Below are 12,627 nucleotides of genomic sequence, written 5' to 3'. Positions count from 1 at the left end.
CAGATTGCACTCACTTTTTTCACTTCTCTATTTTATTGTGATCGCATTCCTCTTTAAAAACTGTCCGGAGTATTGATATGATATAAATAATATAATTAAGATTATGAATTCGCTATTAAAACCCGTTGAATGGATCGGCAGTTCCCGTGACGACTTGCGCGACTTTCCTGAAGATGTTCAGCAAATTATGGGTTTTGCTTTGTACCGCGCTCAACTGGGTAAAAAGCATCCTGATGCTAAACCGCTTAAAGGATTTAAAGGTGCTGGCGTTCTAGAAATTGTTGAGAATTTTGATGGAGACACTTACCGAGCGATATATACCGTAAAATTTGAAGGAATAGTCTATGTTCTTCATTCTTTTCAAAAAAAATCAAAGCAGGGAATTGCTACCCCCAAGCAAGATATAGATTTGATTGAATCTCGACTTAAGCGTGCCAAAGAACACTACAAAAAATATTTAGAACAGCAAGAATTGGAGGAACAAAATGACTGAAGAAATAAAAGTGCATTCCAGTATTGGAAATGTTTTTGCTGATTTAGGGCTACCCAATCCAGAGGAATTACTGATTAAGGCAGAACTAGCTCATCAGATTAGTGAATTAATTTCGGAACGCCAACTAACCCAGAACCAAGCAGCAAAGCTATTAGGAATCGATCGACCTACACTCTCAGCATTGATGCGCGGTAAATTATCCGAGTTCTCTACAGAACGCCTATTTCTTTTTCTCAACGCACTCGGCAGCAACGTAGAGATTAGGATTGCCCACTCGCCACCAAATGTTCAAGCTAAAACTCACATTGTCGTAGCATCATAAGTAAACAAACAAGTAAAAAATTAAAAGATTAATATGCAATCACCACCTTCAAATAAAGATTTGTCAACCATGTCGTCTATAAAATCACCAACGCTGTTTTACGAATGGCAAAATTATCGATGTGCTTATGATGTTTATAAACCAACTACTGCGACAGAAGATAGCATCCCTTTGTTATTAATTCATCCGATAGGAGTTGGTTTGTCAAGAATCTTTTGGCATAGATTTTGTGAGAGTTGGTACAAAGCAGGGAACACTAATCCGATTTACAATCCCGACCTTTTGGGCTGCGGCGATTGCGAAATGCCCGCTGTGGCTTGCTATCCTGACGATTGGGCAGCACAGTTGCAGTATTTCTTGGAAACTGTAGTCAAAAAACCTGCGATCGTCCTCGTACAAGGTGCTTTACTATGTGTAGCCTTGGCTTTAGCAAAAAGGCAGCAGGAAAGCGGCTCAAATTTAATTCGCGGCTTAGTCCTCGCGGGGCCTCCCGCTTGGGCGGTGATGAACAAACATTCGACAGAAAGACAGCAAAGAATTGTCTGGAATTTGTTAGATTCTCCCTTGGGAAACGCTTTTTATCGCTACGCCAGACGCGCTGAATTTTTGCGTTCTTTTTCTGTGAAACAACTGTTTGGCGATGCGGCAAAAGTTGACAGCGAATGGTTGGATGCTTTGCAGGCTGGGGCGGCAAATCCTGACAGCCGGCACGCGGTTTTCTCGTTTTTAGCAGGGTTTTGGCGGCAGGATTATAGCGGTACGATTCAAAAGTTCGATCGACCCGCACTCATTGTGATGGGAGAAAAAGCCTCAAGCATCAGTCAAGCGGGTAAGGAAGAGAAACCGGATGAAAGATTAGCGCAATATTTAGCCCATTTTCCCAATGCGGAAGGTTTATTAATGCCGGGGCGCAATGTTTTGCCCTACGAATCCACCGCAGAATTTGTCGCGGCTGTTGCCGAATTTGTGAACAAGTTAAATAAAAATTAAATCTCTTCCTGAAGTTGTCGTCTAATAATGACTGACACAGTTAATAGACCTCATCATGTGTCCCGATGTCGAGTAAAACAATGACTTCAGTATTTGTTTCCGTATCCTCTTCAATCGAGAACACGATACGACAATCATAGCCGCAAGAGCAGGACTGAAGACCGTCAAGTTTGCCGCCTAGTTTATGGGTACCTAAGTTAGGAAAAAATACATCTGCTTCCATTTGTTGAAGAGATTCTTCAATACGTTGCTGGAGCTCAGGATTTCGTTTGACCAACTTGCGAAATGCTCGTTTGAATTTGGGAGTCAGAACCAGTTGTCTCATGCTTCGGGCTCGTCCAAAGAGTGGCGTAATGTTGCAATAACATCCTCGGCTGACTGGTGTCGAAATTTGCCTGTACGGAAATCAGCTAAGGTTTGTTGGGCATCAGCAGCTATTTCCGCGCGGACACTCTCGCGGTGACGGTTTTGCAGGATTTTTATCAGCATTTCCTGCTGTTCGTAGGACAGTTGTAAAGCAGTTTCTAGCACTTGGTCGAGGGTATTCATAGAGTTAGGCTATTAGCTCCAAGGTTGAACAAATTGCGAAGTTGAGTAAATTGTATCGCTTATTCCAAGACTAGGCTACACTAAAAAAAATGTACTAAAGTCGGTCTTGTCATGAGCGATAACATCATTACGATCGAACCAGGTAAACGCAGTGGAAAGCCTTGCATCAGGCGAATGCGAATTACCGTTTATGATGTGTTGGGTTGGCTGGCTGCGGGAATGTCTCATGCACAGATTCTAGACGATTTTCCTGAGTTGACGGAGGAAGACATTAGAGCGTGTTTAGAATTCGGCGGTTGAAACCGCTTCTTGTCAAACAAAGTCTGCCTCCGCAGACTATGAATTTAGTTTCAACCCCGATGCCAGATCGTGGTACCATCCTTTTGATCGATCAAAGTAATCCCATTATCCTTAAGTTCGTTGCGAATACGATCGCCCTCAGCGAAATTCTTAGCTTTCCGGGCATCTTTCCGCTGCTGAATCATCACCTCAATTTCCCCATCACTCAAACCGCCAACAGCATCATTGCTATCACTTTCCGGCTGAACTTCTAAACCCAAAACCTCCGCCAAACTCACCAATGTCAGCCATTTTTGCGGCAACAAATCCGGCGCAGTTTCTGTTTTGCCTTGATGCACTAAAACATTGCCTTCCTTGCCCAATTCCTTGGCTAATTCAAACAGCACAGTCAAAGCAGCGGGAGTGTTGAAATCATTATCCATAGCTGCTTGAAATTGCTGGACTGATTTGTTATCTTCTCCAGCCAATTTATCAATTTTATCAACATCCCAACCCAGTTTAGAGCCGTGTTGACTGCCAAAAAGTAAGCCTTCCTTAAGAGTATGCCAGCCATTTTTAGCGGAGGCGATCGCCTCTTCGGTAAAATCAATTTGACTGCGATATTGCGCCATCAACACAAACAGCCTCACCGCCATCGGTTCCACCGCTTTTGACTTCTCGCTTCCTTCCAAAGCTGTATCACCCGACCAATTCCCCTCCAACAAATCGCGAATTGTAATAAAATTGTGCAAAGATTTCGACATCTTTTTGCCATTGACAGTCACAAAAGCATTGTGCATCCAATAATTAGCCAGGGACTTGCCCGTCGCGGCTTCAGATTGAGCAATTTCGTTTTCGTGGTGCGGAAAAATTAAATCGGAACCGCCGCAGTGAATGTCAATAGTTTCGCCCAAGCAATCGCGCACCATCGCCGAACATTCGATGTGCCATCCGGGGCGACCTTTTCCCCAAGATGAATCCCAAGCAGGTTCTCCCGGTTTAGCGCTTTTCCACAGGGCAAAATCTGACGAATCTTGCTTTTTTTGAGCTTCTATTTCTGCGGTTTCCAATCTACCGCTAGCCCCTGCCTGCATTTCTTCCAACTTGCGGCCGGAAAGTTTTCCGTAATCGGCAAATTGCCTCACGTTGTAGTAAACGTCGCCGCCGGAAGCATAGGCATAACCTTTATTTTCTAATTCGTGGATCAGCCGTTTAATGCCGTCCATTGTATGGGTGGCGCGGGGATATTCATCGGCCCTGAGAATATTCAGCTTGTCCATATCTGCAAAATATTCATCGATGAAGCGTTGCGCCACGGCTTCCATTGTTGAATTTGTTTCGCGGGCGCGATCGAGAATTTTGTCGTCAATATCTGTAAAATTCTGCACGTAGCGCACATCGTATCCCCGCCACATCAGATAACGCCGCACCATGTCCCACACAATGTAAGCGCGGGCGTGGCCGACGTGGCAGTAATCGTACACCGTAACGCCGCAGCAGTACATCCGCACCTTTCCTGGTTCGAGGGGTTCAAAAGGTGATTCGCGACGGGTCAAGCTGTTGTAAAGCGTTAAAGTCATTCGATTTTAGATTTTAGATTTTAGATTTTAGATTTTAGATTTTACAAGATTTACGCAGAACGTCTATGTGTAGGGTGTGCAGTGCCTCACCTTATCTGTATCAGTTGCGCGTCAAACCATTTTTGCGTTCAGGACTGTTGGTTTGTAGTTGCGATCGCCCGTTAACGAAGCTTGCACAAGAGGATCGCCCAACTGCCAGCCGAGGAAATTGGGTACTAAATCTCCTCTATCTATAGTACCGCCCCAGCCGACTCAATCTCACATCTAATTCATGTCAGGGAATCTTGACAATAATTTCCGGGACGATCCCCGTCAGCGCCGTTTTGTCAAGATTCCCTGACATATTGATCCCCAAAATCACGAAAATGCGTATAAGTACCCATAATTGAGGGAAAAGACCCCTTGACCCGATCGCAACTTGTCTGCAACATTAAGTCATGACAAAGCGATCCCAAAGAAATGCTTCGATTAAGCAGCCTTGGGAGTCGAATAGCGCGTGTGCTGCAAGCACAGCGTTGCTAGCAGCACCGATCGCACTCACAAAATCGATCTTGTCAATCAAGAATCGACAGATAAAGCTTTATTTAGATCGAACGGTGCGCGCAGAAGCCAATAAGTCCAAACCCCCGATCGCATGGGGACAAGACAAGCTAAAAACAAGCAAGGCTTCAAAGGTTGGAGAGATTTGGAAGCTCGATAATATGTAGATTTAAAAGAGTTTCTAACTCAAAAAATCAACACATTTGTGTTGCAAGAAAAAATCTAACCCGCCATCCTAAATTAGTGGAGAACAAACTCATGGCAAAAGAACGCCCACCATTAGAAGAGATGACTTTGCGACAACTCCGCAGAGTTGCTAGCGAATGTGGAGTCTCTCGCTACAGCCGGATGCGGAAATCGCAACTTCTGGCATCAATTCAAGAAATTCAACGCACCAAATTTTCCTACACCCCATCTCGCAAACTAGAGGCACAAGAAGCAGTGGAAGCAGCAAAGTTTGAACTCGGTCAAGAAGATAGAACAGGCGGTTCTTTGTCGTCTGTAGATGAAGGTTTAGCAGATTTGCCCAACGGCTACGGCGAAAGCCGGGTGGTTTTAATGCCCCGCGACCCTGAATGGGCCTACACTTACTGGGACATTCCCAACGATCGCAAAGAAGAATTGCGTCGCCAAGGAGGACAGCAACTCGCCCTGCGGATCTACGACGTTACAGATGTTAACCTCGACATTCAAAGCCCACACAGCATTCAAGAATATCCCTGCGACGAACTGGCGCGGGAATGGTACGTGCCAATCCCCGTGAGCGATCGGGATTATGCGATCGACATCGGCTACCGCTGTGCAGATGGCCGCTGGCTGGTATTAGCTCGATCGGCCCAAGTCCGCGTTCCTCCCGTCTATCCCAGCGACTGGATTGAAGATCAATTCATCACCCTCGATTGGGAAGAAGAGTTGCAAGGCAAAACCTTCGCCGAACTGGTTCCTCCGGCCAAGAAACTCGCACAAGCAGCCAATGGCGGTGGTTACAGCACCAGCAACGCCATCTACGAACAAATCTTCGGCATGGCAGAATCTGCTGAATCCCTGCGCGTAGCGGGTTCTGTCTTCGGTTCCATGCAGCACGTCGCCGGTTCCGTCCAGCAAGTCGGCATCCACGAACAAGCTCTAAGTTCCTACGTGTTCCCCTCCGGCGTCGGAATGTGGGCGGCTCCCACCATGTCCGGCCTCACCGCGTCGGGTGTCGGTATGTCCGGCCTCACCATGTCGGGTGTCGGTATGTCGGGTGTGGGTATGTCCGGCCTCACCATGTCCGGTTTCGGTATGTCCGGTGTCGGTATGTCGGGAGTTGGCTTCGCCGCCCCGATGCGCCCCCGCCAGTTCTGGTTAGTTGCTGATGCCGAACTGATCGTCTACGGGGCCACCGAGCCTGACGCTACCGTCTACGTAGGCGGACAGCCGATTAAACTCAATCCGGACGGCACTTTCCGCTTCCAGATGTCCTTCCAAGACGGCTTAATCGACTATCCGATTTTTGCAGTAGCAGCAGACGGCGAGCAAAACCGCGCCATCCACTTGAAATTCAACCGCGAAACCCCAGAACGGCGCACCAATACCAAGGAAGATGCTGTTGTGGAATGGTTGGGCTAATCGCTCGCGGTCGATCGAGCAACGGGCGATCATGCAGGTTTGTGCCAATTTTTTAACCATCACAAGGCATAGCCTCAACAGATCATGATTTGTTAAGGTTAATGCCAGACAACAACCCATAACACCCCCTATACACCGTTCTCCTGTTTTGAGGAGCGGTGTTTTTTGTATTTAGGACTTACTTAGAAACCGACGTTTTATAGCAGAATAGCTTGTGGAGCGGGCGAGCAAAAAAAGTTATACCCATTCTTAAAAGTAGGGATAAATATAGATGGGATGCCAGCATCTGTAGGCACTTAGACCAAGCCTAAGTCGGGCGCGGGACTCTCCGAATTTTAATAATTGGTATAAATTTGATGATGGTAGCAAGACTTTTTTAAATTGGTATAGCCGTTTTCAATTGAGTGAATTACAGATATCCGGCCCATGACACGACCTTGCCGTGCTCATACTTTATTGCATCCGATTGACAACTGCTAGCTTAGACAATTGTCTCAATATCTCTCTATAGATAGATGTCTACTTAACTCCCCTTCGACCTACTTAAATCAAAATTTGCATTCTGCACTCAAGCATTATTAAGTAAGCTAAAGTTTACTTAAACTTTTATTGCACAAACTCGCTAAATGCAGCGAAACAAAAGAAAGCGAGTTATGAGAGAAATAAGGCGATCGCACCGCCATTTCTCAAAAACAAATGCAAAAAATAAACTCCCCGCAGCAACGAAGCCAGAAGCGTCCCCGTCTTTTAGCGTTATTCGCTGCCACATTAACCGCCGTCTTGCTTTTATTTATTCTGCCGGCACTGACTCAACAGCCAGTCGTGCTCACCATGTTAATGCAAGGCCAAGACATTGTTAACTGGAGACCCTTTGTCAAAGAATTTGAACAGAAAAACCCCGACATTCGCATCAACCTCATAGAAGGGCCTTTTGACACCAACCTCATAGAAAATCTTTACACATCTGCCTTTCTTTTAGGCGAATCGCCCTACGACATCATCAACATGGATATTGTCTGGGTTCCCAAATTTGCAGCCGCAGGTTGGGTAAGGGATTTGACAGACAAAATTCCCCCCGAACAACTTTCCAAATTCATCCAAGGTAACGTCGAAGGCGGGCGGTATCGGGGCAAACTTTACCGCATTCCCCACGCTTCCGATGCCGGAATGCTTTATTACCGCAAAGACATTTTAGAACAAGCGAAAATTCCAGCCCCGAAAACCTTTGAAGAGATGGTAAAAATCTCTCAAAACTTACAAAAACAGGGAAAAGCAACTTGGGGTTATCTGTGGCAAGGCAAACAATACGAGGGAGTCTCTGCGATGTTTGTCGAAGTGCTCTCCGGTTTCGGTGGCTTCTGGGCAAACCCGCAAACTTTTGAAGTTGGGTTAGATAAACCGGAGGCAATTAAAGCAGTGGAATTTCTCAAAAATACGATCGCCTCCGGCATTTCTCCTCCGGGTGTCACCACCTACGGCGAAGAAGAAACCAGGCTGTTGTTTCAAAACGGCAAAGCGCTATTTTTACGAAACTGGCCCTATGTTTGGAAGCTGGCAAATGCCGAAGGATCGAATGTTAGAGGCAAAATTGCGATCGAGCCAATGCTCAGCAGTACGGGTGAAACAGGCGGTTCCTGCTTGGGCGGCTGGGGCTGGGGAATTGCCAAAACCTCAAAACATCCAGAACAAGCCTGGAAAGCAATTCAGTATCTTACCAGCGAGGAAACCCAGCGCAAATTTATTTTAGAAACTGGTTTAATTCCAAGTTACAAATCCCTATTTACCAACAAAGAAATAGTCGCCAAATATCCCCACTACCCGCAACTGCTAAAAGTAGTGGAACGCCCAGCGTTGCGCCCGCCCATAGCACAATACGCTCAAGCTTCTGATATTTTGCAGCGTTATTTGAGTTCAGCTTTTACCGGGAGAATGAGTGCAGAACAAGCAATGAAAGCAGCAGCTAGCGAAACTCGCAATTTATTAGGCAGTTTGAAACAACCCCAAGCTTCGTAAATTTGACATCTTGCCTCTGTCAGAAACAGGCTTTCCGGCCTGTTCCACAAAGAGTGAATTTTTATATTGTGGGGAGTAGGGGTTGGGCATCTTGTCCGCCCCAACAGGCATCTTGCCTGTTCCACAAAAAGTTAATTCAATTGTGGGATGGGCATCTTGCCCGCCCAAAAATAAATAAAAGCTGAACAATATGCAATTAGACAAGATGCGACAGCGCGAACAAAAAACCGGGTGGATATTAGTAGCACCAGCTTTGATAATTCTGATGCTAGTATTTGCTTACCCAATATTGCGCGCTTTTTGGCTGAGTTTATTCACCCAAAACCTCGGTACAGAATTAAAACTCGTTTTTTCCGGTTTTGCTAACTACAGTCGAATGTTAGGTGACGGGCGTTTCTGGCAAACTTTAGGCAACACCACAGTATTTACTGTCGCCTCTGTTTTACTGGAATTAATTCTCGGCATGGGCATTGCTTTAGTCTTAAATCAATCCTTCGCAGGACGCGGCATTGTTCGCACAATCTCCCTGCTACCTTGGGCGCTGCCGACGGCATTGATGGGAGTAGCTTGGGCGTGGATTTTTAACGACCAATACGGCGTTATTAACGACATTTTGAGGCGATTAGGATTGATTCAAAATAGCATTAGCTGGCTGGGCGCTCCGACTTTGGCAATGATGGCAGTGATTACAGCAGATGTGTGGAAAACTACGCCGTTTGTCAGCTTGCTTTTGCTAGCGGGATTGCAATCGATTCCCGGTGATTTATACGAAGCCCACGCCATTGACGGCGCGAGTAGCTGGCAGAGTTTCCGTCAAGTTACCGTGCCCCTGCTGATGCCGCAAATTGTGATTGCTGTGCTGTTTCGATTTGCCCAAGCTTTCGGCATTTTTGACTTAATTCAGGTGATGACGGGAGGGGGGCCGGCGGGGGCAACGGAGACGGTTTCTATCTACATTTACAGCACGGTAATGAGGTATTTAGACTTTGGGTATGGGGCGGCTTTGGTGGTGTGTACTTTTTTGATGTTAGTGGCAGCAGTTGCGATCGCCGCTTACCTGTTATCGAGAGCCCGCATCAATTGATTTTAGATTTTAGATTTTAGATTTTAGATTTGAGGATTGTAGATTGTAGATTTTAGATTGCTGAACGGTTTGATTTTTTCCTTTCATTGGTATAAATTATGTCGATCGCCCGCGAACAACCCACGAAAAAAGCCTTTAACATCCGGCAATTAATCTTGCCAATCTCGGCGATATTAATCGTCGCATATTTTCTCGCACCCATTATCTGGCAAGTGTTAACATCTTTCAAAGTAAATGCGGATATTTCAGCGATTCCGAACGTCTACATTCCCAAACGAATTACTTTCGAGCATTACCTGTCCCTATTCCAGCGCCGCCCCTTTGCACTTTACATTTTAAATAGCGCTTTTGTTTCCATTACTTCAACATTGCTGTGTTTAGCAGTAGGCGCTCCCGCAGCTTACGCTTTAGCCCGGTTGCGGCTGTGGAGCGAGAAAATCATCCTGGCAAGTGTGACCATTGTAACGCTATTTCCGGCGGTGCTGCTATTTTTGGGACTGCTGGAAATTGTCAAAGCTTTGGATTTAGGCAATAATTATTTAGCATTAATTATTCCTTACACCGCGATCAATTTGCCGCTGACAATTTTGGTGATGCGGAGTTTCTTTCAACAATTGCCAAAAGATTTGGAAGATGCCGCTAAAGTTGACGGATACAACACTTTTCAAATGCTGTGGCAAATCGTCCTACCGATGACATTTCCAGCCTTAGTCACAACTGGAATTTTAACATTTATTTCAGCTTGGAACGAGTTTATTTTTGCACTAACATTTATGACTCGCGAATCTTTAAAAACTATCCCCGTCGCAACTGCCCAACTCAGCGGGGTGTCAGTATTTGAGATTCCTTACGGGCCGATCGCCGCAGCTACCGTTTTGGGAACTTTGCCCTTGGTTTTGCTGGTTTTGGTGTTCCAGCGGCGCATTGTTCAGGGTTTAACAGCCGGGGCGGTAAAAGGATAAATCGATTTTAAATTTTAGATTTTAGATTTTAGATTGAACTGGTTCCTGGGCTCTGGCTGGGAACGAGTCAAACAACACAGTCAACAGTCAACAGTCAACAGTCAACAATCAACAGTCAACAGTCAACAGTCAACAGTCAACAGTCAACAGTCAACAGTCAACAGTCAACAGTCAACAGTCAACCGTCAACAGTCAACACTTTAAAAATCATGGCAAAATTGCAACTCAAAAACCTCAATAAAACCTACAGCCCTAAAGTAGTTCCCGTAAAAGACATTAGTTTGGATGTCAGCGAAGGAGAATTTCTGACCTTGCTGGGGCCGTCGGGGTGTGGAAAATCTACGACGCTGCGGTTAATTGCAGGGTTGGAACAGCCAACTAGGGGCGAGATTAGAATTGGCGATCGCAATGTCACTTATCTCAGACCGGGCGATCGCGATATTGCAATGGTTTTTCAAAGTTACGCGCTGTATCCGCACATGACAGTATACGAGAATATGGCATCGAGCCTCAAACTTCGCAAAATCTCCTCCGGTGAAATCAATCGGTTAGTGACGGAAGTTGCCACATCCCTCGGATTGACGGAATTAATCGATCGCAAACCCGGAAAACTATCAGGCGGACAGCGGCAGCGAGTCGCCCTCGGCCGCGCTTTAGTGCGCCAACCGGAAGTATTTTTGCTCGACGAACCTTTGAGCAATCTCGACGCATTATTACGGGAAAAAGTTAGGGCCGAACTCAAACAATTATTTTCCTCCCAAAAAGCTCCTGTAGTGTACGTAACTCACGACCAAACCGAAGCAATGACCCTTTCTACGAAAGTCGCAGTTCTCAACAGCGGCAACGTGCAGCAACTAGACCCGCCACACTTAATTTATACTCGTCCGGCAAATCAGTTTGTAGCTGGTTTTGTGGGCAGCCCGCAAATGAATTTGCTCGTGCTTAAATGCCAGGGAAATTTTGCGATTTTGGGCGATTTTCGAGTTCGACTACCAGATATGCCGACTGTGCCGCCAGAAATTGTGTTAGGAATTCGCCCGGAACACGTCGGCTTTACAGATGTAGAGGCCGGCAATATGTCGGCCCCAGAGGCAATTAAAGGTGAGGTTTTTTTAGTGGAAAACTTGGGGATGCAAAATTTAGTTAGCGTCCGAGTTAAAGGTTTGGAGTCAGTAACGGTGCGGGCTTTGCTGCCAAATGACGGCCACTGGAACTCAGAAATTGTAGAGCTGGTTTTTCCGCCTCAGTTGCTGCACTGGTTTGACGTGAAAACGGGCGATCGCTTGCAATAAGAATTTGCCCTGCATACCATGCTTGATTAAAAATTGTCTAACCATGTGTATAAAAATATGTTTTTTGCTTCTAACTAAGTTATGACTTTAGTTAGAGGTATAACTATTTGGCTGCTGTTAACGTGATATTCATGTGTAAAAAAGCTAATTGGCTGACACATAGGTTGCGTGTTTACCAGATTTTATCGCTAACCTATAACTCTATTTAGGTGGTTAATCGCAAGTTAAAGCTAAGTTGGCTTTCCCTCGCATTAGCTGCTAATTTTGGAGCGAGTCAATTAGATGAAAAAATGTTGAAAATTATCACCAATCAACTTAGGGAGTATTACTGAGATGAATTTGATTTCCACAGCCATTGCTCGCATCAGTTCCCTGCTTAAGGGCTTTCAAATCAAGAGTTTTTTGAGTGTTGTCCTAGTCGGTTTTCTGGTGCTGACAACCACTGTTGATTCGGGACGCACTAACAAAGGTTTTGGCACGCAAGCAAGCTCAAACTCTGAGCTAAACAATCCTGAAAGACCCCAAACAACGCGGGAATGGAGGCAAGAAGCTCGCGAAACCTCAGACTCTCCCGGCGAACGAGCTCAGAAGATTGGGCAAGAGGCAGGAGCAGCCGTGAAAGAAATGGGGGAGATGTACCAAGACACTGCTAAGAGAAGTATCCGCGAATTAAAGGATTAGTAGCTCCACCTAAAAAAATATAACACTTTGAGAAACCTGATTGCTTTCGGGGCGCAGCCAAGAGTGCTCGCCCTTCCAGGTTTCTGAACACCTGAAAAGTTTGACGTTTAAATAAGTTGAGCTACTTAATACGGCAGACGCAATCAAGTAGGCGAGCATAAATAAACTAGAACAGATGTTCAAAAACCCAGTTTCACCTGACAAACTGGGTTTTTGAGTTGGAAGTCTTTTATG

At 45.7% G+C, this 12,627-nt stretch carries 14 protein-coding genes; 10 read left to right on the top strand and 4 right to left on the bottom strand.

Features of this window, described 5'->3' with window-relative positions:
• Window positions 1-103 precede the first annotated feature (103 nt).
• The 3 genes from QUA36_RS14170 to QUA36_RS14160 are packed head-to-tail and all read left to right on the top strand — an operon-like array spanning window position 104 to window position 1,805.
• Window positions 104-493 carry a type II toxin-antitoxin system RelE/ParE family toxin gene (locus QUA36_RS14170; protein WP_333458126.1) on the top strand — a complete coding sequence of 130 codons (390 nt, stop codon included), beginning with the start codon at window positions 104-106 and terminating at the stop codon, window positions 491-493.
• Window positions 486-815: a helix-turn-helix transcriptional regulator gene (locus QUA36_RS14165; protein ID WP_333458125.1), complete on the top strand. Its 330-nt coding sequence runs from the start codon at window positions 486-488 to the stop codon at window positions 813-815. Before QUA36_RS14170 ends, QUA36_RS14165 begins: the two co-directional genes overlap by 8 nt.
• A 33-nt stretch (window positions 816-848) precedes the next feature.
• Window positions 849-1,805, top strand: a complete 957-nt coding sequence (locus tag QUA36_RS14160; RefSeq protein ID WP_333458123.1) for an alpha/beta hydrolase — start codon at window positions 849-851, stop codon at window positions 1,803-1,805.
• Between the two features lie 40 nt (window positions 1,806-1,845).
• On the opposite strand, the gene QUA36_RS14155 is transcribed toward QUA36_RS14160, so the two are convergent.
• Together QUA36_RS14155 and QUA36_RS14150 are read right to left on the bottom strand one after the other, a co-directional pair.
• Complete coding sequence (locus QUA36_RS14155; RefSeq protein WP_333207244.1) at window positions 1,846-2,130, bottom strand: type II toxin-antitoxin system mRNA interferase toxin, RelE/StbE family; 285 nt, start codon at window positions 2,128-2,130, stop codon at window positions 1,846-1,848.
• Window positions 2,127-2,354: a hypothetical protein gene (locus tag QUA36_RS14150; protein WP_333458121.1), complete on the bottom strand. Its 228-nt coding sequence runs from the start codon at window positions 2,352-2,354 to the stop codon at window positions 2,127-2,129. Before QUA36_RS14150 ends, QUA36_RS14155 begins: the two co-directional genes overlap by 4 nt.
• Before the next feature lie 111 nt (window positions 2,355-2,465).
• Here QUA36_RS14150 and QUA36_RS14145 point away from each other — a divergent pair, with 111 nt between their 5' ends.
• Window positions 2,466-2,654, top strand: a complete 189-nt coding sequence (locus QUA36_RS14145; RefSeq protein WP_333365724.1) for a DUF433 domain-containing protein — start codon at window positions 2,466-2,468, stop codon at window positions 2,652-2,654.
• A 50-nt stretch (window positions 2,655-2,704) separates the two neighbouring features.
• Here the strand turns inward: QUA36_RS14145 and cysS are convergent, their stop codons facing one another.
• Together cysS and QUA36_RS14135 are read right to left on the bottom strand one after the other, a co-directional pair.
• Complete coding sequence (gene cysS / locus QUA36_RS14140; RefSeq protein ID WP_333458119.1) at window positions 2,705-4,213, bottom strand: cysteine--tRNA ligase; 1,509 nt, start codon at window positions 4,211-4,213, stop codon at window positions 2,705-2,707.
• Between the two features lie 430 nt (window positions 4,214-4,643).
• The gene (locus QUA36_RS14135; RefSeq protein WP_333179782.1) at window positions 4,644-4,775 is read right to left on the bottom strand and encodes a hypothetical protein; all 132 of its coding nucleotides are present in this window, start codon (window positions 4,773-4,775) and stop codon (window positions 4,644-4,646) included.
• Window positions 4,776-5,011: 236 nt separating this feature from the next.
• Between QUA36_RS14135 and QUA36_RS14130 the strand changes: the two genes are divergently transcribed.
• From QUA36_RS14130 to QUA36_RS14105, 6 genes are all read left to right on the top strand, one after another.
• Window positions 5,012-6,361, top strand: coding sequence for a DUF4912 domain-containing protein (locus QUA36_RS14130; RefSeq protein WP_333166226.1), 1,350 nt, complete (start codon window positions 5,012-5,014; stop codon window positions 6,359-6,361).
• Window positions 6,362-7,057: 696 nt separating this feature from the next.
• Window positions 7,058-8,374 carry an ABC transporter substrate-binding protein gene (locus QUA36_RS14125; RefSeq protein WP_333450641.1) on the top strand — a complete coding sequence of 439 codons (1,317 nt, stop codon included), beginning with the start codon at window positions 7,058-7,060 and terminating at the stop codon, window positions 8,372-8,374.
• Between the two features lie 190 nt (window positions 8,375-8,564).
• Complete coding sequence (locus QUA36_RS14120; protein ID WP_333458117.1) at window positions 8,565-9,458, top strand: sugar ABC transporter permease; 894 nt, start codon at window positions 8,565-8,567, stop codon at window positions 9,456-9,458.
• Window positions 9,459-9,556: 98 nt separating this feature from the next.
• The gene (locus tag QUA36_RS14115) at window positions 9,557-10,420 is read left to right on the top strand and encodes a carbohydrate ABC transporter permease (protein ID WP_333458115.1); all 864 of its coding nucleotides are present in this window, start codon (window positions 9,557-9,559) and stop codon (window positions 10,418-10,420) included.
• Between the two features lie 209 nt (window positions 10,421-10,629).
• The gene (locus QUA36_RS14110; protein ID WP_333458113.1) at window positions 10,630-11,712 is read left to right on the top strand and encodes an ABC transporter ATP-binding protein; all 1,083 of its coding nucleotides are present in this window, start codon (window positions 10,630-10,632) and stop codon (window positions 11,710-11,712) included.
• 333 nt (window positions 11,713-12,045) lie between these two features.
• On the top strand, window positions 12,046-12,393 hold the full coding sequence (locus tag QUA36_RS14105) for a hypothetical protein (RefSeq protein ID WP_333450635.1): 348 nt from the start codon (window positions 12,046-12,048) through the stop codon (window positions 12,391-12,393).
• Window positions 12,394-12,627 lie beyond the last annotated feature (234 nt).

It is taken from the genome of Microcoleus sp. Pol10D4, assembly GCF_036701555.1.
In the GTDB taxonomy this organism is placed as follows: domain Bacteria; phylum Cyanobacteriota; class Cyanobacteriia; order Cyanobacteriales; family Microcoleaceae; genus Microcoleus.
The sequence above is the reverse complement of the archived record's forward strand: the minus strand, read 5'-3'. Positions and strand labels throughout refer to the sequence as shown.